The organism is Limisphaera sp. VF-2 (assembly GCF_049537125.1).
Classification (GTDB): Bacteria; Verrucomicrobiota; Verrucomicrobiia; order Limisphaerales; family Limisphaeraceae; genus Limisphaera.
On the sequence record NZ_JBMVQY010000004.1, the window covers coordinates 377661 to 397988 of the forward strand.

Annotated in this window: 13 protein-coding genes; 10 read left to right on the forward strand and 3 right to left on the reverse strand. The window is 65.1% G+C overall.

All coding sequences use genetic code 11. The features are described from left to right. Positions 1–37: 37 nt before the first annotated feature. From ACPDIT_RS13230 to ACPDIT_RS13240, 3 genes are all read left to right on the forward strand, one after another. Complete coding sequence (locus ACPDIT_RS13230) at positions 38–922, forward strand: D-hexose-6-phosphate mutarotase (protein ID WP_423444218.1); 885 nt, start codon at positions 38–40, stop codon at positions 920–922. 113 nt (positions 923–1035) lie between these two features. Beyond that, the gene (locus tag ACPDIT_RS13235; RefSeq protein ID WP_423444220.1) at positions 1036–3378 is read left to right on the forward strand and encodes a tetratricopeptide repeat protein; all 2343 of its coding nucleotides are present in this window, start codon (positions 1036–1038) and stop codon (positions 3376–3378) included. A gap of 136 nt (positions 3379–3514) precedes the next feature. Further along, complete coding sequence (locus ACPDIT_RS13240) at positions 3515–4363, forward strand: formyltetrahydrofolate deformylase (RefSeq protein ID WP_423444222.1); 849 nt, start codon at positions 3515–3517, stop codon at positions 4361–4363. Between the two features lie 92 nt (positions 4364–4455). Here the strand turns inward: ACPDIT_RS13240 and ACPDIT_RS13245 are convergent, their stop codons facing one another. Beyond that, complete coding sequence (locus tag ACPDIT_RS13245) at positions 4456–5829, reverse strand: right-handed parallel beta-helix repeat-containing protein (RefSeq protein ID WP_423444224.1); 1374 nt, start codon at positions 5827–5829, stop codon at positions 4456–4458. A 508-nt stretch (positions 5830–6337) separates the two neighbouring features. Between ACPDIT_RS13245 and rho the strand changes: the two genes are divergently transcribed. Beyond that, complete coding sequence (rho, locus tag ACPDIT_RS13250) at positions 6338–7522, forward strand: transcription termination factor Rho (protein ID WP_423444425.1); 1185 nt, start codon at positions 6338–6340, stop codon at positions 7520–7522. A gap of 461 nt (positions 7523–7983) precedes the next feature. Here the strand turns inward: rho and ACPDIT_RS13255 are convergent, their stop codons facing one another. Further along, positions 7984–9138: a hypothetical protein gene (locus tag ACPDIT_RS13255; RefSeq protein ID WP_423444226.1), complete on the reverse strand. Its 1155-nt coding sequence runs from the start codon at positions 9136–9138 to the stop codon at positions 7984–7986. Between the two features lie 346 nt (positions 9139–9484). Between ACPDIT_RS13255 and ACPDIT_RS13260 the strand changes: the two genes are divergently transcribed. Beyond that, positions 9485–10498, forward strand: coding sequence for an ABC transporter ATP-binding protein (locus tag ACPDIT_RS13260; protein ID WP_423444228.1), 1014 nt, complete (start codon positions 9485–9487; stop codon positions 10496–10498). A gap of 33 nt (positions 10499–10531) precedes the next feature. On the opposite strand, the gene ACPDIT_RS13265 is transcribed toward ACPDIT_RS13260, so the two are convergent. Continuing rightward, positions 10532–11626, reverse strand: a complete 1095-nt coding sequence (locus ACPDIT_RS13265; protein ID WP_423444230.1) for an aldose epimerase family protein — start codon at positions 11624–11626, stop codon at positions 10532–10534. Positions 11627–12895: 1269 nt separating this feature from the next. On the opposite strand from ACPDIT_RS13265, the gene ACPDIT_RS13270 reads away from it, so the two are divergent. From ACPDIT_RS13270 to lon, 5 genes are all read left to right on the forward strand, one after another. Then, positions 12896–13357: an Hsp20/alpha crystallin family protein gene (locus tag ACPDIT_RS13270; RefSeq protein ID WP_423444231.1), complete on the forward strand. Its 462-nt coding sequence runs from the start codon at positions 12896–12898 to the stop codon at positions 13355–13357. A gap of 321 nt (positions 13358–13678) precedes the next feature. Further along, entirely contained in the window at positions 13679–15238 is a 1560-nt protein-coding gene (locus ACPDIT_RS13275) for a DegQ family serine endoprotease (RefSeq protein WP_423444233.1), read from the forward strand. A gap of 81 nt (positions 15239–15319) precedes the next feature. Continuing rightward, positions 15320–17365: an ATP-dependent zinc metalloprotease FtsH gene (gene ftsH / locus ACPDIT_RS13280; RefSeq protein ID WP_423444235.1), complete on the forward strand. Its 2046-nt coding sequence runs from the start codon at positions 15320–15322 to the stop codon at positions 17363–17365. A gap of 4 nt (positions 17366–17369) precedes the next feature. After that, a complete protein-coding gene (locus ACPDIT_RS13285; RefSeq protein ID WP_423444237.1) occupies positions 17370–17807 on the forward strand; it encodes an Hsp20/alpha crystallin family protein in 438 nt (145 codons plus the stop codon). After that, positions 17804–20305: an endopeptidase La gene (gene lon, locus ACPDIT_RS13290; protein ID WP_423444239.1), complete on the forward strand. Its 2502-nt coding sequence runs from the start codon at positions 17804–17806 to the stop codon at positions 20303–20305. Before ACPDIT_RS13285 ends, lon begins: the two co-directional genes overlap by 4 nt. The last annotated feature ends 23 nt before the right edge of the window (positions 20306–20328 follow it).

A 20328-nucleotide genomic window follows, 5' to 3' on the forward strand; every position in this document is an offset into this window, starting at 1 on the left:
GTGCGGGGTCCGAAGGTAGGATTGCGCCGTACGGTTTATGAATGCCTCCACGCCAGCCCTGGCCAATCACGTCGCCTTCCTCAACGGTCGCGGGGAACTTCCCATGCTCGAGCTCCAGACCCGCTGGAGCACGGCGGAACTGTATTTGCACGGCGCGCAGGTCACTCACTTTCAAAAGCACGGTGAACCCCCGCTGCTGTTCACCAGCCAGTGCAGCCGGTTTGAACCCGGCGCGCCCATCCGCGGGGGCATCCCCATCGTATTCCCCTGGTTCGGGAAGCCCGAGGGGCGGCCCTACCGACACGGGTTTGCGCGCTTGTGCGACTGGGCCCTGAGCGAGCTGGCCACGGGTCTGGACGGCTCGTTGCGCCTGCGTTTGCGCATGCCCGATTGCGAAAACCGACCCGACTGCGCCGCCTGCGCCGTCGAATATGAACTGGTCATTCGGGACACCCTCACCGCCGAAGTCAGCGTCACCAACCAATCCGATCGTCCCTTCCGGTTCGAACTTTGTCTGCATACCTACCTGTGGGTGGGCGACGTGCGTCAGATCTGGATCACCGGACTGCAGGGCACCGACTATCTCGACGCCACGGCCGGGCTGCGCCGCAGCCGCGACGCCGGCGACTCGTTGCGCATCGAGGGCGAAGTGGACCGGATCTACTTGGACACCGCGCGACCGGTCGAGGTGCACGACCCTGTCCTGGGACGGACCCTCCGCATCGACAAGACCGGCTCGGCCAGCACGGTCGTCTGGAATCCGGGGAGCTCCAGGGCCAAGGAGATGTCCGACTTCGGCGACGACGAATACCTGCAGATGGTCTGCGTCGAGTCCGGCAACGTCGCCGACAACGCTCTCACCCTGCCGCCCGGGGGCAACACGACCCTGCAGATCGTACTCAGCAGCCGACCCGGCGCCTGAGGACCCGCCGCAACCGCCCCGGCACCCCGGAGAAGCTTCCCCCGGATGGCCCTGGTGTTTCTCGGGCAGGTGAAGACTTGCCGTCCTCGACCGCGCGCGCCCAACGTGAACGCATGCATGCGGATTCAGCGGTCCCAGTCACCCGTGCCCGGGTCTTTTCGGCCGCAGCGGCCGGGCTGTTGCTCTTTCTCCTGACGTGGGCCACCTACAGCCCGGTGGGCAGTTTTGATTTCGTCAACTACGACGATCCCGACTACGTCTCGGCAAACCCACGTGTTCAGGCGGGCCTTACCTGGGAGGGGCTGCGGTGGTCCTTCACAGCCGTCCACTCCAGCAATTGGCATCCCGTGACCTGGCTTTCGCACATGCTGGATTGTCACCTGTTCGGTCTGCGTCCCGGCGCGCATCACCGGGTCAATGTGGGCCTGCACGGGCTGGCTGCCGTGCTCTTGTTCGGTTGGCTGGCGTGGGTGACCGGCCGGTGGACATGGGCGTGGGTCGTGGCCGCGTTGTTCGCCTGGCATCCGCTGCGCGTGGAATCCGTCGCCTGGATCGCCGAACGGAAAGACGTGTTGAGCATGGGGTTCGGACTCGGTTCGGTGTGGGCTTACAGTGCGTATGCGCGCGCCCGGGGCATTCCTCTGGCCGCTCCGGCCCGCGCCCGGCGGTGGTACGCCCTGAGCTGGCTCCTGCTGGCCCTGGGGTTGATGAGCAAGCCCATGCTGGTCACCGTGCCCTGTTTGTTCTTGTTGCTCGACTATTGGCCGCTTCGCCGCATGCCCGTCTCTCCGCCGGCGATCGAGCCTTCCGGCGCGGCTTTCTCTTGTGCGCCGGAGTCGTGGCGCCGCTTGATGCTGGAAAAAGTGCCGTTTTTCGCCCTCTCCGCAGCCGGCTCTCTGGTTACGCTCATTGCCCAAACCCGGGGCGGGGCTACGGTTCCCCTGGAAGCCCTGCCCGTGGAGGCCCGGGTTGCCCACGCCTTTGCGGCCTACGCCGCCTATCTGCAGAAGACGTTCTGGCCGTCGAACCTCGCACCTTTCTACCCCTATGAGCCGAGAGACTGGGCGGATCCGTCTGTTTGGGTGGGCGTGGGAGTCGTCGCGGCCGTGACTGCGGCCGCCTGGTTCCAGCGACGCCGATGGCCTTGGGGGCTGGTGGGATGGCTGTGGTTTTTGGGGACACTGGTTCCCGTGCTGGGATTGGTTCAGGTCGGCCGACAATCCATCGCGGATCGCTACACGTATCTTCCCCATGTGGGCCTTTTCTGGGCGATCGTTTGGTCGCTTGGCCACCTGTGGCCCACGAATTGTCTCTGGCGCAGAGTTCGGGTGGCCCTGGCGGCAGCCGTCCTGACGACCAGCCTCGGACTGACTCGTGAACAACTGTGGGCCTGGCGAAACACCCGGACGCTTGCCGAACACACTCTGCGCGTGAATCCCGACAACTTTGTGGCACAGACGCAACTGGCCACGGAACTCCTGCGGGAGGGACAACTGGAGGCCGCCCGAGAGGCCTGTGAACGGGCGCTGGCCATCCGACCCGATTACCCGGAGGCCCTCAACACCCTGGCCAACGTGCATCTCCGCCAGGGCCGGTTGGACGCGGCCCGACAGGCTTTTGAACTGGCGCTGCGTTCCGATCCCACCTACCCGGATGCGTGGCACGGCCTGGCCGCGGTCCACCTCGAGCGCGGCGAATGGGCGGCTGCAGAGACAGCGGCCGCACGCGCCGTGGAGTTATGGCCGCTTCACCTCGGGGCGCGGTTCGTCCTCGCCCGCGCGCAGCATCAGGCCGGCAAACTGGACGAGGCCATCCGCAACTATCGCGAACTGCTCCGGCTCAAGCCGGATTTGTCCTCCGCCCTCCAGGGCCTGGGCGGCGCGCTGGCCCTCCGCGGGGACCTGGAGGCGGCTTGTCAGACCTACGAACAGGCTCTGGCGCTTTCCCGGGACGCCCTCGAAATCCACCTCCGCCTCGGCATCCTTCGCCTCCGGCAGGGGCAACTGGAACCCGCCACCCGGCATCTCGAGCAGGTGCTCACAGCGCAGCCGGATCACGGGTTGGCGCATGCCCACATGGGTCATCTCTGCGTGGCCCGGGGCGACCGCGCAGGCGCTCGGGATCACTACCGCAAGGCCCTGGCGACGCACCCGGACGATGTCGAAGTCCTGAACAACCTGGCCTGGATGTTGGCCACCGATCCCGATGCCTCTCACCGGGACGGGGCTCTGGCGGTCCAGCTGGCGGAACGAGCGTGTCGGTTGACGGACCATCAGGTTCCCTTGCTGCTCGGAACCTTGGCCGCCGCTTATGCAGAAGCCGGCCGCTTCGCCGAGGCAGTGGCCACTGCCGAAAAAGCCATCGCCCGTGCTGCCGAACTGGGCCAGACAAACCTGGTCGAGCGCAATCGCCAACTGCTCGAACTTTACCGTGCCCGCCAGCCTGTCCGGGAATGAGTCCGCCATGGGGACGGGGAGCGGCTTCCGGAGCGTCAGTTCGGCCCGCCTCTCTGCGGGCGCGTTGCCTCCTTGGAAAACCGCCGCTGCGAAAAGGATTTGCGAGCGGCTTGCGCCTCTGGTGAAGTGCTGGGCCATGAAACGCTTCGCCACCGTCACCGTCATCGGCAAGGACAAGACCGGTGTGGTTGCCCGCATCACAAGCTTCCTTTTTGCCCAGGGCGCCAACATCGAGGCTCTCGAAGAACAAGTGACGCGCGGCCAGTTCAGCATGACCCTGCAGGCTTCCTGGAGCCCGCGCAAACTCGATGAAACGGCGGTGCGCGACGGCCTCGTCCGGCTCGGACGCGAGCTGGAAATGGAGGTTACGATCCGGTTCACCGAGCCCCACCGCACCCAGCGCATGGGGATCATGGTGACCCGGGAACCTCATTGCCTGGAAGCGATCCTCCGAGCCTGGCGCGCCCGCCAACTGCCGCGGGCCGAGCCCGTGGTGGTCATCGGGAATCGGCCTGACCTCGAGCCGATCGCCCGCGCTCACCAGTTGCCGTTCGTGCATATCCCGTGGGAAGATCGCAACCAGGCCGAGACCCGGGCGCTGCAAGTGCTGGACCAGTACGAGTGCGATTTCATCGTCCTGGCCCGGTTCATGAAGATTCTCTCGCCCAACTTCGTGTGGCGGTACAAGAACAAGATCATCAACATCCACCCCTCGCTTCTGCCCAGCTTTCCCGGTCCCCAGGCCTACCGTCAGGCCTACGAGCGCGGCGTCAAAATCGTGGGGGTCTCAGCCCATTTCGTCACCATGCACCTCGACGAGGGACCGATCATCGCCCAAAGCGCCTTCCCGGTGAAGTCCGGCATGACGCTCCAACAGATCATCGCCAAGGGGCGCGAACACGAAGCCAAAACCCTTCTGAGGGCCATCAAGATTTTCCTGACCAAACGGCTGGACGTGTACTGGGGTGTCGTGAAGGAGGTCTGAGGGGAGCCAGCCATGCTTCCATGGGCTGCAGCGCATTTGCCACGTACTGCCGGAGCGGCTCGCCCTGCGCGGGAACGCTTCAGCCGCCTCTCTCACTGCTGAGAAACAGGATTGGTGGATCGCGCGGAGGTGCCCTCGAATGCACCCAGATCCAGCGGGCCCAGCTCCGGTCGTATCCGCCACCCCGCGGGTGGCGTGAATTCATACAGCACCAGACCGGGGACGCGTTGCCGCAACGCCGCCGGCTCGGCCCCGCCATCGGTGATACCCGTTACCGGGACCTGCAAGTGATAGTCGCCTCGGGCCGGATCCGTCCAGGGCAGCTCTTGGTCGGGCGCGCCCCATTGTGTCTGTTCCAACCGGGGTGGCGGGTCGCCGCGATAGCCCGCTGCCAGCCAGTTGCACCGGCCGCGGACCCGCTCTGCCTCGGCGCCGCTGCGCACTTCCACCAATCGCTGTCCCGGGCGCCTGCGTCCCCCGTCCCACACCACGTTGCCCTCCAGCCACGCAGAGGTCCCCGGCGCGGACAGTTCCACCACCGGCGCCACGTGCGGCGTCACAATGGTATTGTGCACCAGCCACAACGTGCCCGTGTGATCGTGACGCCCGTCCTGACCGAAGTGCGCCACGGCCCGATTCCCCCGGGTCGGATCGGCCTTCACGATCACGCACCCCACGACCCATGCATGACTTCCGGGCCGCGTCGTCCAGCCTGCTGCATCCACCAGGTCCAACTCGCGCTCCGCCGCGCCGTAGAGGTAACAACCCAGGACCCGCGTCTCATGCGCACGGCTCTTCAGATTATGTCCCACCCGACTTGAGTGAATCACGCATCCTTGCAGGGTGACACTCTCCCCGCCCAGGTAAAGGTTGTGACTGTAGCCGCCGTGCGCCGGACTGCCGTTCCGATAGATCCGGCACCCCTCCAGAACCAAACCGCCGGCACCGCCCGACCTGCCCGCCCCGTCGGACATCACTCCCATGTCGTTGTCGCGGATCACGCAGTTCCGAACCACGAGATTGCGGGCCCCGGTGATACGCACGCCGGCGGCGTTACCGGTTTCATTCGTGGCACCGTACAATTCGAACCCTTCCAACCGCGCCCCGTCGGCGTCGGGATCGAACTGCACAATGGCCCGCGGATGCACTCCGCGCCCCGAAAGGTCCGCTCCCTCGCCGCTCAAGGGAATCGGGCCGGCCGCTTGTGATGCCGCACACAGCACGATGCCCGGTTGACGCACGCGCAACGCCACCCGCGGATAAGGCGCGTTTCCCGGCTGGGGATGGACCACAATCACATCGCCCGCCCGCGCCTCCGCCAGCGCCGCCGCAGGATCCGCCCACGCATGGCCGGGGCCCACGTGAAGTTCGGCCCCCTCCAAAGCCGAAAGATGGGCGAGCATCCACCCCACGCTCCACCAGGCGCTTCCGACGGAGTGCGAGCGTCGCCAGGCCTTTGTTTTCATGGAATGTCCCGCAACCGACTTGTTGCGAGCCAACGGCGGCCCCGGCGGGATCGCTGCCGGTCATGGGCATGGTCGCCGCGGCTCGAGCGATGTTGTGACGTTGACCCGGATTCGGAGGCGGCTCAAGTCCCCTCACGCCGTTCCGCAGGCTCATGGGTTCTTGGCCCCGGCACACGACCCGGACGGAATACCATGCGGGCCGGGGCCCGCGAGGGGGGCACCTTCCCGGCCGGGCGCATTTCAGCTTTTCGGACATCCGCCGAACGTTCGGCGGAACGCAGGGCAGCCGCGGCACGGGAAAGCCGACGGGGAACTGGCATGTCCTCGGGATCTTCCATCCGGCGCTCGATCCTTGAAACGCCCCCTTTGCGGCCGCGGACCGCTTTTTTTTCTGTTGCACAAGGGCGGCTTCACATCGCATAGTAAAGGCGTCGTAGGTCTTGTTGGCCGCAGCGGTTGCCCGGCAACCGCCCTTCGGCTCAGCAAATTCCCAGAGCGCTCCAAGGCGCTGCATCCCCGGGGTCGGGGTTCAGTTTTCCGGACCTGTGACACCATCAGTCTCGTTATGAGCAACAACAACAGCGGCAACACGCCGGGCTACGGTTCCGGCTATTTGGAAATCTCGGAAAAAGGGTTTGGGTTTCTCCGTTCGCCCCAGAACCACTTCCAACCCAAGCCCACCGACATCTTTGTGACTCCGGATACCATCAAGCGCCATTTCCTGCGCGAAGGGTGTCTGGTGGCGGGCCCCCTGCAGCCGCCGCATCGTGGCAGCAGCCCGCAACTGAAGGCCGTCGAAAAGGTCAATGACCTGCCGTTTCAGGAATACCTGAAGCTGGTGCGGTTCGAAAACCTGACCACCATCGACCCGATCGAGAAATTCAAGCTGGAAACAACCCCGGACATGATCGAAACGCGGGTCATTGACCTGGTCACGCCGATCGGCAAGGGCACCCGGGGCTTGATCGTGGCGCCACCCCGCAGCGGCAAGACCACGGTGCTGAAGCAAATCGCCAACGCCATCACCACGAATCATCCGGAGGTGTACGTTCTGGTGCTGTTGATCGACGAACGTCCCGAGGAGGTGACCGATTTCCAGCGTTCGGTCAAAGCCGAGGTGGTCGCCTCCTCCAACGACCAGGACCTCGAAACGCATGTCCGGCTGTCGCGCTTCATGATCGAACGGTGCCGGCGCATGGTCGAATGCGGCAAGGATGTGTTCGTCCTGTTGGACTCGCTCACCCGTGTGGCCCGTGCCTACAACAGCGTCCACGGCGGAAGCGGTCGTACCATGACCGGCGGTGTGGACGCCCGCGCCCTCGAGATTCCCCGCAAAATGTTCGCGTCGGCGCGTAAAATCGAGGGCGGCGGCTCCCTCACCATCATCGCCACCGCACTGGTGGAGACCGGATCTCGCATGGACGAACTCATCTTCCAGGAGTTCAAAGGCACCGGAAACATGGAACTGGTGCTGGACCGAAAACTGGCCGACCGCCGGCTGTTCCCTGCCATCGACATTCCGCGCAGTGGCACCCGCAAGGAGGAAAAACTCTTTCCCAAACACCAAATCGAGGCCGTCCGCAAGCTGCGCCGCATGATGGTGGATCTCAACCCCGTCGAGGCCATGGAAACGCTCATCGCGGCCCTGCGGAAACACAAGACCAACGACGAATTGCTCGCCAAGCTTCTCTAGGTCGCCAGCGGGGGCAAAGCTCGGTGGATGCACCGCCGCTTCGGCACCATCAGCCTCAAGCACTTGATCGGCCCGCCTTGGGCGTCGCTGCCGGTCCGACGTGGTCGCTTTTCCCCCGTCTCCCCGTCTGGCCACGGGTTCACGATATCTTCTTCCGGAGGGCTTCTTGAATCGCGTCGCATCGGGCCCGGACCTCAGAGGTGTGCTGCGATCTTCGGATGCGACATGTCACGCCTTGATGAATCTAAGGCGACAAGCTGTCCCGCAGGGCCACGAGGAGGTCCGACCGATCAGGAACAAGCCGGCGAGCCGAATTTGCCCCGTGGCTCGGGATGAAAAGTCTCGCACTGCGGAAGGCCAAGAGGGAGCGTGGCAACCTCTCGGCCCTGGACGATTACCGGCAGAATGCCGAAGCGAGCCGGGGACCCGGCCCTGTCACGGACGGGCTTTGCCGGAGCGGCTCAGATGCCCGGCCGCTTGGGAATCTCCGTGAACGGCGACGGCATCTTCGGTCCGCGGAGCGCAGGGGATGCGGACGGTCGCGTCACCGGCGGTGCCACCGTTCCTCCCACGGGTGAACCGGACGCGGACGTTCCGGCCCCGAGCGCCGGCGTGTTCCCCGACGCTCCCCAGCCCGGACTCGGCGACGCTCCACCCGGAGTCAGTCCCGGCGAGCGCGTCGCCGGCTGGCCGGCACCCGCCGTTGCCGAGGGCGTTTCCATCCACATCGGAGCCGTCGGCAAAGCCAAAGAACGCGTGCCGGTTCGCCCCGGTTGGCCCGCACCCTCGATCCGCATCGGATCCAAACCACCCTCCGGCGCGGTTGTGATGGCCTCCAATCCCGCCCGGAATCGCTCGAGTCGATCTTCCCGGCTCCGAGCCTGCGCTCTGGCCAGGTCCGATTCCCGCGTCGTCATGGGGCCGTCCCAAAACGATCGCTCCAGCCCGGGAAGCAGATTCAGCAGCCCGCTGCTTTCGCCGCCTTGTCGCAAGGCCTTTTCCAACTGCTCCACGCGCGCCTCGGTGGCGGCGGCTTCCGGGGATCTGCGCGGTGTTGGGGCACCTGGATCCGCGCGTGCATGACCGGGCTCGCCGGCTTCGGCCTCCCCCCCGGCCTGCTCGTCCTCCAACTCCTCGGCAAACCGCGTCCACAACCGCGGATCCGTCGGCTCCGGGGAATCCGTCGCAGAAGACCGTGGTTCGAGCGGGTTCTGGTTCAAACGCGCCTGTCCTTCCATCCCCTGCAGTTGATTCAGCGGATCCGCCTCGGAAGAGGACTCGCGCAGTCTCTGCCGTTCCAACAGCTCCCGCACGCGCGCACTCTGGATCATGGGACCTGCCGGGGGACGGGGGAGCAGGCTGGGGCGCAGCGGATCCCCCAGTTCTTGGAGTGGCGAGCGACGTCGCTGCAGCTCTTCTGAAAGATTCGGACGGGGTTGATCCCTGCGTGGCAACCGGTTCGCGTTCGTCACGAGCAAATCGTTCTGCGGTTCCGAGAACTGAATGGGCGGCCCGCGGCGGACCGGCTGTGCGACGAGTTCCTGCCCGGCCACGATCCAGGCCAATCCGGCCCAGACACACCACCGCGCCGCCACCAGCATCGCAACCCTGCACATCGCCTCCACCCTACCCCGCATTACGGCCGCCGTCAAAGGTGCGTCACTCGCCTGAACCCTTCCTGCCGGACCTTCCCCATTTCGCCTCCCGAGCCGACCTCGAACAGATCAGTCCCCGGTGCACCTGGCAGGAATCCATCCGGATCCCACGGTTGTTCGAGGTCCTCCCCAAAGCCAGGCTGCCCGCCGGTAAACCGCCTCCGGGCCGGGTTGGTCGCCCGCTCCAAAAGGCTGCAGGGCTCATGGGCCGCACGGCCAACAAGCCCCGACCCCTTCCGGGCCTCCGACTGAAAAGCATGACGGAACGCATCGCTTTCGGTCCCTTTTTCGCTCCATATTGTGGGCCATGCCGGTCATCGAGGTGCAGGGACTGACGAAAACCTTTCGCGTTTACAAGAAGGAGCCGGGCTTCCGCGGCGCCTTGCGGGGCCTGGTGCGACGACGCTACGAAACGGTCACCGCCGTGCAGGAAGTTTCCTTCCAGATCGAGTCGGGTGAGTTCGTCGGCTTCCTCGGTCCCAACGGCGCGGGAAAAACCACCACGCTGAAAATGCTCTCCGGACTCCTGTATCCCACCTGCGGCACGGCCCGGGTTCTCGGTTACGTGCCGTGGGAACGACCCGACGGCTACCGGCGCCAGTTCGCCCTGCTGCTCGGCCAGAAGAATCAACTCTGGTGGGATCTGCCCGCCCGCGAGACCTTCGCCCTCAATGCCGCCATTTACGGCCTGGACAAGGCAGAGTTGGACCAACGGGTGGTGGAATTGACCGAACGCCTGGGCGTCCGGGACAAACTCGACGTCGTAGTGCGGGAGTTGTCGCTGGGCGAACGCATGAAACTGGAACTGATCGCGGTTCTGCTGCACCGGCCCCGGGTTCTCTTCCTGGACGAGCCCACGCTCGGGCTCGATGTCGTTTCGCAGAAGGTCGTGCGGGATTTCCTGCGCGAGTACAACCGACAGGCGGGCACCACCATTCTGCTGACCAGCCACGACATGGCCGACATCGAAGAGCTTTGCGAGCGGGTTATCATCATCGATCACGGCCGGATCATCTTCGACGGTCCCCTGACCGAGGTCCTCGAGCGCTATGCCGATTTCAAGTTGATCACCCTCCGATGGGATTCCGGCGCCGTCCCGCCCGCGCCCGCCCGGTTGGAAGCCCTCGGCCAGATCACCGAGCTCAACCCCGCCTTCGTCCGCCTTCGCGTCAAACGCGACCAGGTCATCCCCGTGTGCAAGGCACTGCTGGACCAGTTTCCCGTTCGTGACCTGGACATTCGTGAAGTGCCCGTCGAGGAAGTCATCCGGAATCTCTTCAGCCGGCGCCGCTCTCCTCCGGACTCGGGCGGTGCCTCGTGAGACGGATCGGGCCGTCGGGCTACCCCGGAAGGGTCACCGGCTCTCTCCGTGCGTCGTCGGCAAAAACCGGAACACCGTCGTGCTCCGAAACACCTGGCCGGGACGCAGAATCACCGACGGGAAATGCGGCTGGTTCACCGCGTCCGGATAGTGCTGTGTCTCCAAACACACGCCGCGATGCTGCAGGTGATTGCCGGTGTACAATTGCAGCCCGGGTTCGGTCGTTTCCACTTCCATGCCCCGGCCGCTGAGTGGATCCCTCAAGCGTGCCACCAGGCGCAGGAGGGTGCCGTCCCCGCCCAGGACGTAATTGTGATCGTACCCCCTCAACCGCGGCTCCAGTGCGGCCATGCGCGCCCCCAACCGCGTCGGCGTCGTAAAGTCCAGGGGCGTGCCCACCACGGTCCGAATCTCGCCCGTGGGGATGAGCTCCTCATCCGTCGGAGTATAAAAACGCGCCGCGAGCCACAATTCATGGTTCCGGATGTCTCCATGACCGGCCAGGTTGAAATAGGCATGCTGCGTCAGATTCACCGGCGTGGGGCGGTCGGTCTGCGCTTCGTACTCCACCCGCACTTCGTTGCCGTCCGTCAGGGTGTATTTGACGTGCACGCGCAACGTGCCGGGATACCCTTCGTCCCCATCCGGGCTCACATACTCCCATCGAATCCATGCTGCCTCTGGCTCCACTCCTGACCCGGCCGGTTGCCACCATACCTGACTGAACCCCCGGCGACCGCCATGGATGTGGTGTCGGCCCGCGTTCGGAGTCAGCCGATACTCCACCCCGTCCAGGGTGAAACGTGCGCCGGCAATGCGATTGGCAACCCGACCGATCACCGCAGCCGCGCCCCCAAAGCCCTTCTCGTACTCTGCCGGCTCGGCGGCGGCCAGGATCACATTCGTCTTCCCTCCCCGGCCATCCGGCACCCAAATGCCGGTCAAAGTCGCGCCGAAACCGATGCCCCTGACCTCCATGCCCGTGCGATTCCGCAACACGAACTCGCGAATCAATCGCCCGTCCGCACCGCCACGGTGCTCCTGCCATTCGAGACGCACCGGGGAACCCTCCGACGCCATCGAGATTGCTGCGCCGAGACACAAGACCCCGGCAACCACGCACAACATGCGAGCCTGCATACCGTCAGCCTGAACCGAGCCGCCAGGTCTGCAAGATCAATCCGCGCGGTCCGCCCGGACCGGGGAGATTTCAGGATTCGAACCTTTGAGCCGGCTTCGCATGGGAAAACCCAGCTTCAGCCCGATCCACGGGTGGTCTTGGAGTCGGGCTTCGGGGCAAAACGACCAACTGTTCAAAAAGGGAAATGCGCCCGCCCGGGAAATGCACCCGTCCAAACTCCCGGGTCGTCCGGTCCGCCGTTGACCTCCAAGGGAGAGAGGTCGCGATCCTTCGAACCCTCGTCCTCGGCAGAGGCATCGGCCGCGCCCGCTCTTGTTGCGCGGACCCTCGTTGGCGGGCGGACCTGTCGCTCTTCGGCTTTCCATTCCTCCAACCCGGGGCCCGGAGCATCCCGGGCTGCGGTTCATCGCCGGGGTTTGGCTCTGCGACCCTCAAGCATCCGGGGAGAACTCGGGTTGGCCGAAGTTGCTTGTTCCCAAGGCCAATCCGTTTGGGGCCGCCGCCTGCCGGGAAGGTTCGGCTCCGGAAAAACCGACGCCATAAGGGAAAACGGATGGACGATGCCAGGGAAAGCATGTCCAGCCGTCGCTGCGGAGCCCTGAAAACCGTTCAGGCCGGGCCTGTGGGCGCTCTTGCTGTCGTCAGGGAACCGTGGAAAGCAGCCCCGTCGTTCTCGGAACGGAGCCTTGGCGGGATGCTGAGTTTCGGTTCACGTCGGAGAGCTGACATTCAAAATCCATGACCTTGTGCAGGCGCGTTGGGGAGCGAACGGCTCTTTAACACGCCTTCGGGGGGGCCGCGTGCGACCGGCAGTTCCTGACCCCGCTTCAGTGGCAGAAGAACCCCAAAAAAGTGATCGATTCGCGGGGGCTCTTTTTGCGGTAGCATCGCCAAAGCCACGGCCGGTTTTGCGCCCGGTCCTTGAGTGGCCGGCAGCAGATCTCGGAAAGACCTCCTGCAACATGCGACAAAATGTCTCTTTTGGTGCTGCGTTGGCACAGGGATCGAACGGCTTAAGAGACAATATGTCTCGATCGCTTTGGGTGTGAAACGCGGAAGTTATTCATTATCAAGTACTTGTTTTGAATCCGTCGATTGGCATGCCGGATGTTTTATTAGGAGGTGGCTTGGCGGTGGCCTCCGAGTGGAGGTCGCCACAGAGGATGACCAAGCCGCCTGCAAACCGTGATGATCGGCGGCGCGGTTGGCAGGTCCACAGAGCAAAACAAGCCGCCTGTGCTGGGAGAGAAGTGAATATGTCGGCCCTGACTCGCTGGAATCCCTTCCGGGAGCTGGAGGAAATGCAGCGGCGGATGGCTGCTCTGTTGGATTGGTCGCCCTTCCGTCGCAGCACGCTGACCACGGACGAGGAAACCATCACCGTGCCCGAGTGGTCGCCCTTGGTGGACATCTCGGAAGATGACAAGGAGTACCTGCTCAAGGTCGAGTTGCCCGAGGTGAGCAAGGACGACGTCAAGGTCACGGTGCAGAATGGCACACTGACCATCTCCGGCGAACGCAAAGCCGAGAAGGAGGAAAAAAACCGCCGGTATCACCGGATCGAGCGGTACTATGGGCGGTTCGAGCGCAGCTTCACCATCCCGGATGATGCCGAGCCCGAGAATGTTCGGGCCGAGTTCAAGGACGGTGTTCTGCGCGTGCACCTGCCCAAGAGCGAGAAGGCCCGTCCGAAACAGATCGAGGTCAAGGTCAGCTGACCTTCCTTCGCTCCCGGCACGCGCGCGGGGGCGCCTCCTTCGCGCCCCCGCGCTTTGTTGCACCGCCGGGGGTTGCGATTCCGTCTCTTCCATGAGCAGGACCCGTCCAAACTCGGAAAGAACGCGCCCGCGAAGCCGATGGTCCCAAAACGCGCATCGGCAGGTGCAACCGTCGATCCCGGGCCCGATCTTCGCCCGACCGAAATGGTGCCGGGAGCGACCTGGAGGCGCGGCGGGTTTCGGACTTGGAGTTCCGTCCTTTTCCAGCTACACATTGGGTGAGTGCAAACGTTTTCCCCGCAACCCGGTCAAATCCCTCGTATGAAAACGTCACCTTGGATCCTTTTAAAAAGCTTCATCCAGCACAGCTGGTTCGCACTCGGTAAACCCGCAGGCTCCCGGCGGAACCCGGGTGGCCATCGGCCTGTTTGGCCATGGGTGACCTTGCTGGTCTGGGCACTCGCTCAAGGGGCCTGGGCCGCCGCCCCGGCGCCCCGTTTCAAGCTGGACACGTCACCCTTGCCCGCCGAGGCGCGTCCCACCCTGTCCTTCCACGGCGTGGTGGAGCGGGTGGCGCCCAGTGTGGTGAACATTTACAGCACGAAAACCGTTCGGCAGGAACCGTTCTGGGCGCCGTTCCTGGAGGATCCGTTCTTCCGCCGCTTCTTTGATTTCCCGGACCAGGGTCCGCGGGAGCGTCGCGAACGAAGCCTGGGCTCGGGCGTGATTGTCACGGAGGACGGTTACATCCTGACCAGCCATCACGTCGTGGCCGGTGCGGAAGAGATCCGGGTGGCGCTGGCCGACGGGAAAACCGAATACGAAGCCAGGCTGGTGGGCTCGGATCCACGCACCGACGTGGCGGTGATCAAAGTGGAAGCGCGGAACCTCCCCGCCATCGTGATCACCGACAGCGACCAACTGCGCGTGGGGGACATCGTGCTGGCGATCGGCAATCCGTTTGGCGTGGGCCAAACGGTGACCATGGGCATCGTGAGTGCCAAATCGCGGTCCGGTCTCGGCCTCGATTACGAGGATTTCATTCAAACCGACGCCGCCATCAACCCCGGCAACTCCGGCGGCGCCCTGGTGGACGCCTCGGGTCGACTGGTGGGGATCAACACCGCCATCATTACGCGTACGGGTGGGAACCTCGGAATCGGGTTTGCGATCCCTGCCAACCTGGCCCGGTACGTGATGGAACGGCTGATCAGTGATGGCAAGGTCACGCGCGGCTATTTGGGCCTGTCGCTCCAACCCTTGACGCGCGAGCTGGCCCGCGAGTTCCAGCTGTCCGAACCCAGCGGCGCCCTGGTGGCCGAGGTGGTTCCCGACTCGCCTGCCGCCGAGGCGGGGCTGAAAGAAGGCGACGTCATCGTCGAATTCAACAACCGAAAAGTGGAAGACATGCGGCATCTGCGCCTCATGGCCGCCCAAACCCCTCCCGGCACCACCGTCCCCGTCAAGGTGTTGCGGGACGGCAAAGAGCTGACCCTGAAGGTCACGCTCGGAGAATTCCCCGAGGAGGGTGGCCTGGCCCGCGCCGGGCGCCCCGGTGGGCTGCGCCGGGGCGATCGGAGCGCGGCCGATCTCTTGGACGGCGTGGTGGTGGACGACCTGACACCCCGCAACCGTCAACAATTCAACATCCCCAGCCAGGTTCGAGGTGCGCTGGTCGTCGAGGTGGATCCGGATTCCCTGGCCGGGCAACAGGGGTTGCAGCCGGGTGATGTCATCCTTGAAATCAACCGCCAGCGCGTGACCAGTGCCGACCAGGCCGTCCGGATCAGTCAGAATCTGCGTGGCGACCGCGTGTTGCTGCGCGTCTGGAGCAACGGTGCGAGTCGATTCCTGGTCATTGACGCTACACGCCGACGCTGAGGTTGTGTCCGTTCGCCGGGCCGGGGCGCCGCGGATCCTGTCCGGCTCCGGCCCGGCCCGGACTCGCAAGCCATCCTGCCCATGAAGAAGAATCCGCCCCAACTGAAACTCCCGGGCAAATTCGATCCGCAAGCCCGACTGCTGTTCTGGTACTTCCTGGCCACTCTGCTGGTGCTCTGGGGCTGGCAGGAATGGTTTGATCAATGGACCGTCCGCACCATCCCCTACAGCCAGTTCAAACGCCACTTGCAGCGCGGCGAGGTCGTTCAAGCCCAGGTCAAGGAGACCGAGATCGTGGGCCGGATCGTGCCGCACGCGGAGGCCACCGCGGAACCGGACGCTGCGGGCTCGGCGACCCAACCGCCCGCCACTGCCAGCGCCTCCACGCCCGGCACCGAGGCCGGTCCCGCGGCTCGTCCCTTTTACTTCCGCACGGTTCGAGTCGAAGACCCCGATCTTGTGAAGGAACTTCAGGCGGCCGGAGTGGAGTTCTCCGGCGCCCGGCCGGGCGTGCTGAGTCAGTTGGTTTTGGGGTGGCTCCTGCCCATCGGCTTGATGGTGCTCTTGTTCATGTTCCTCAGTCGGCGCCTCAGTGCCGCAGGGGAACATGTCCTGAGCATCGGTCGCAGCCGGGCCCGCTTGATCCTCGACAAAAACACGGGGGTCACCTTCGCCGACGTGGCCGGGTGCGAGGAGGCCAAGCAGGAACTGAAAGAGGTGGTGGACTTTCTCAAGAACCCGAAGACCTATGAACAGCTGGGCGCCCGCATACCCAAAGGGGTGTTGTTGGTGGGCCCGCCCGGCACGGGCAAGACCCTGCTGGCTCGCGCGGTGGCCGGGGAGGCCGGTGTGCCCTTCTTTTCCATGAGCGGCGCCGATTTTGTCGAAATGTTCGTCGGCGTCGGTGCCGCCCGGGTGCGCGATCTGTTCAAACAGGCCAAGGAACATGCGCCCTGCATCATCTTCATCGACGAATTGGACGCCATCGGCCGCCAGCGCGGCGTGCACCTGGGCGCCGTCAACGACGAACGCGAGCAGACCCTCAATGCCCTGCTCGTCGAGATGGACGGATTCGAGGCCAACACGGGCGTGATCATCCTGGCGGCCACCAACCGACCGGAGATCCTCGACCGCGCCCTCCTGCGGCCGGGCCGCTTCGACCGGCAGGTCGTTGTCGACGCGCCGGACCTCGACGGTCGCGAAGCCATCCTGAAGGTCCATGCGCGGAACAAAAAGCTGGCGGCGGATGTGGACCTGCGGCGTGTGGCCGCCGCCACGGCCGGTTTCTCCGGAGCCGACCTGGCCAACGTCTTGAACGAGGCGGCTCTCCTGGCCGCGCGGCGTCAGGCCGAGGCCATCACGCAGCAGGACATCGAGGCGGCCATCGAAAAAGTGGTGGCGGGTCCCGAACGGCGCACCCGCCGCCTCAACACCGAGGAGAAAAAACGCGTCGCCTACCACGAGGTCGGCCATGCCCTGGTGGCCGCCTACTGTGCCCACGCCGACCCCGTTCACAAAATCAGCATCGTGCCCCGGGGTCGGGCCGCTCTCGGGTACACCCTGCAGCTGCCGCAGGAGGATCAATTCCTGCTGACCCGCAGCGAGCTGTTCGACCGCATCAAATGCCTCTTGGGCGGCCGCGCCGCCGAGGAAGTGGTCTTTGGTGAAGTATCCACGGGCGCCCAAAACGACCTGGAACGCGCCACGGCCCTGGCCCGCCAAATGGTCGCCGCCTACGGCATGAGCGAGCGGATCGGTCTGGCCCACTGCGTCCAGCGCGGCCCGGTCTTTCTGGCCGGCCACGACGGCGGCCTGCAACGCGATTGTTCCGAGCAAACCGCCCGCGAAATTGACGAGGAGGTTCGTTCCCTCCTCGAACACGCCTATGCCCAGGCCAAAGAGGTGCTCATCGAGCATCGGGATCAGCTCGAGCAGATCACCGCCCAGCTCCTGGCGCGCGAAACCCTCGATGGCGACGAGTTTTACCGACTCGTGGGGAAACCCCGTCCGCAGGCCAAAGAGCCGGTGCCGCCCCTGCCCGCACCGGCCCCGATGGCTGCGGCCTCTCCGGATCCCCACTCCGGCAGTCCGGCCCGCACGAAATCCACCCCCCCCGATCGCCCCTGAATCCATGAACGCGTTCGAACAATGGCAGATCCGACTCAGCCAGCTCTCCAACGAGCTCTACCAGCTGAGTGTCGTCCACCTGCAGTCCACGGCGGCCTGGCGACCTGCAATCAACGCCTTTCGGCTGCCGGATCACTACCTCGTGTGCGTGGATCTGGCCGGGATGCAAAAACCGGACATCTCCGTTCGCGTCGACGCACGCCGGCTGACGATCAGCGGCCACCGGCCCGCACCCGAACCTCCCCGCACCGATGCCAGTCCCTCGCCGCAGGTCCTGGCCATGGAAATCGATTACGGCCCCTTCGAAAGGACGGTGGAAATGCCCGAGCCGATCCAGCCGGAACAGGTCACCGCCCATTACCGCGAGGGGTTGCTCTGGATCCGCCTGCCCCTGGCAACCCATTCCAGCTCGCCCACCCCAACGGAGGACCATCAGCCATGAACGCCAACGCACGCTTTGAGCTGTTCCCCATCCTGCTGGACTCGGTCATCGAGGGAACGTCCGAGCCCGGCAGCGCCGCCGCGGCCTCCGGCCAGGGAGCCGAGCAGGACAGCCGCATTCCGGACACGCTGCCCATCCTGCCCGTGCGCAACACGGTTCTTTTCCCGGGTCTGGTGGCTCCGCTGACCATCGGCCGACCCTCGTCCAAAAAGTTGCTCGAGGAGTCGCTGCCGCACAGCAAAATCATCGGCATCTTCACGCAAAAAGATGCCACGGTGGAGGAACCCGGGCAGGAGGACCTCTACCACGTCGGCGTTGCCGCCCGCGTCCTCAAGCTGCTGCGCCAGTCCGATGACACGCTGGTCATCATCGTCCAGGCCCTGGAGCGGATCGCCCTCAAACGCGTGCTGGTGGTCGCCCCGTTTCTCCGGGCCGAGATCGAGGTCTTGCACAGCACCACCCCGCCCGCGGACGACCTGGAGTTCATTGCCGCGGTCGAGGGGCTGCGCGACGCCGCCCTGAAACTGGTCGAACTGACGCTGGACCCGCCCGACCAGGCCGCGGCCGTCCTCCGCAATCTCCGCGACCCCGGCCAGCTGGCCGATTTCATGGCCGGCAGCCTCAACCTGCCCGTGGAACAAAAACAGCCCTTGCTGGAGGAACTCGACGTCGCCAGGCGCGTGCGGGCCGTGCTGAAACACGTGGCCGCCCAACTCGAAATCGCGCGCATTCAGCAGAAAATCCAGAAGGACGTCTCCTCGGCCATCACCGACCAGCAACGGCGCGCCTTTCTGCGGGAACAGGTCCGGGCCATCCAAAAGGAACTCGGTGAAGACGAGGGCGGCGTCGAACAGCAAATCGAGGAACTCCGTCGCCGCCTGCAGGAGGCCGGGGCCCCCGAGCCGGTGCTGCAGCAGGCCGAACGCGAACTGCGCCGGCTTCAGCACCTGCATCCCGCCAGTCCCGAATACGCCGTGGTGGTTTCCTATCTGGAGACCCTGGCGGAACTGCCGTGGAACAAACTCACCGAGGACAACCTCGATCTGGACCGCGCCCAAAAGATTTTGGACCGCGATCATTTCAACCTCGAAAAGGTCAAGCGCCGCCTCATCGAGTACCTGGCCGTCCGCAAACTCAACCCGCAGGGGCACGGCCCCATCCTTTGCTTCTGCGGGCCTCCCGGCGTGGGCAAGACCAGCCTCGGCCAGTCCATCGCCGATGCCCTGGGACGCAAGTTCGCGCGGGTCAGCCTCGGCGGGGTGCATGACGAGGCCGAAATCCGCGGTCATCGCCGGACCTACATCGGTTCCATGCCCGGCCGCATCATCCAGGAAATCCGCCGCGCCGGTTCGCGCAACCCGGTGCTCATGCTCGACGAAATCGACAAGCTGGGCAGTGATTTTCGGGGCGACCCCGCCAGCGCCCTGCTGGAGGTACTCGACCCGCGCCAGAACCACGCCTTTGTGGATCATTACCTGGATGTGCCCTTCGACCTTTCCCAGGTCATGTTCATTTGCACCGCCAATGTCATGGACACAGTACCGGCGCCGCTGCGCGACCGCATGGAGGTGATCGAGATTCCCGGCTACACCGACCGCGAGAAACTCGAAATCGCCCGCCGGTATCTCGTCAAACGCCAGCTCAAGGAACACGGCCTCAAGAACGGCCAGTGCAAATTCGAGACGGCCGCCCTGCAGCGCATCATTCATGACTACACGCGCGAGGCGGGCGTGCGCGAACTGGAACGTCAGATCGCCGCCATTTGCCGTCACGTGGCCGCGCGCGTCGCGAAGGGCGAACTCACGGAATTCACCGTCACCCGAGACGAGGTGGAAAAAATCCTCGGCCCCGCCCGTTACATTCATGAGACCCGCTTGACCACCGGCCGACCCGGCGTGGTGACGGGCCTGGCCTGGACGCCCACCGGCGGCGAGATCCTCCATATCGAGGCGCTCGCCTACCCCGGCAAGGGCAACATCCTGCTGACCGGCCAAATCGGCGAGGTCATGAAGGAAAGTGCCCAGGCCGCCCTGAGCCTCGTCAAAAGCCGGGCCCGGGAACTCGGGATCCCCGACGACGCCTTCAAAGACGTGGACCTCCACATTCACGTGCCGGCCGGCGCCGTCCCCAAAGACGGCCCCTCCGCGGGCATCGCCATGTTCACGGCCATTGCCTCCCTGTTCTCCCAGCGCCCCGTCCGGCCCGATATCGCCATGACCGGCGAAATCACCCTGCGCGGAATCGTCCTGCCCATCGGAGGGCTGAAAGAAAAATGCCTCGCCGCCCTCCGGGCCGGCATCCGCACCATCATCCTCCCGAAGCACAACGAAAAAGACCTGACCGAACTGCCCCCGGAAGCCAGACGCCAGCTGCGCTTTCAACCCGTGGAAACCGTGGACGAGGTCCTGGCCCTGGCCCTCCGCCGGCCTCCGCGCCCGCGCCGCACAGCCCGGGCCGCATCCACCCAACCGGCCTTGTCCACGCCGAGTTCTGCCTGAAACCTGCAAACCACCCTTTAAAC

What these genes read in the sequence shown, in the direction of transcription:
- ACPDIT_RS13230 (WP_423444218.1), top strand. Translation starts at nt 38, where the DNA reads ATGAATGCCTCCACGCCAGCCCTGGCCAATCACGTCGCCTTCCTCAAC.
- ACPDIT_RS13235 (WP_423444220.1), top strand. Translation starts at nt 1,036, where the DNA reads ATGCATGCGGATTCAGCGGTCCCAGTCACCCGTGCCCGGGTCTTTTCG.
- ACPDIT_RS13240 (WP_423444222.1), top strand. Translation starts at nt 3,515, where the DNA reads ATGAAACGCTTCGCCACCGTCACCGTCATCGGCAAGGACAAGACCGGT.
- ACPDIT_RS13245 (WP_423444224.1), bottom strand. Translation starts at nt 5,829, where the DNA reads ATGAAAACAAAGGCCTGGCGACGCTCGCACTCCGTCGGAAGCGCCTGG.
- ACPDIT_RS13255 (WP_423444226.1), bottom strand. Translation starts at nt 9,138, where the DNA reads ATGTGCAGGGTTGCGATGCTGGTGGCGGCGCGGTGGTGTGTCTGGGCC.
- ACPDIT_RS13260 (WP_423444228.1), top strand. Translation starts at nt 9,485, where the DNA reads ATGCCGGTCATCGAGGTGCAGGGACTGACGAAAACCTTTCGCGTTTAC.
- ACPDIT_RS13265 (WP_423444230.1), bottom strand. Translation starts at nt 11,626, where the DNA reads ATGTTGTGCGTGGTTGCCGGGGTCTTGTGTCTCGGCGCAGCAATCTCG.
- ACPDIT_RS13270 (WP_423444231.1), top strand. Translation starts at nt 12,896, where the DNA reads ATGTCGGCCCTGACTCGCTGGAATCCCTTCCGGGAGCTGGAGGAAATG.
- ACPDIT_RS13275 (WP_423444233.1), top strand. Translation starts at nt 13,679, where the DNA reads ATGAAAACGTCACCTTGGATCCTTTTAAAAAGCTTCATCCAGCACAGC.
- ftsH (WP_423444235.1), top strand. Translation starts at nt 15,320, where the DNA reads ATGAAGAAGAATCCGCCCCAACTGAAACTCCCGGGCAAATTCGATCCG.
- ACPDIT_RS13285 (WP_423444237.1), top strand. Translation starts at nt 17,370, where the DNA reads ATGAACGCGTTCGAACAATGGCAGATCCGACTCAGCCAGCTCTCCAAC.
- lon (WP_423444239.1), top strand. Translation starts at nt 17,804, where the DNA reads ATGAACGCCAACGCACGCTTTGAGCTGTTCCCCATCCTGCTGGACTCG.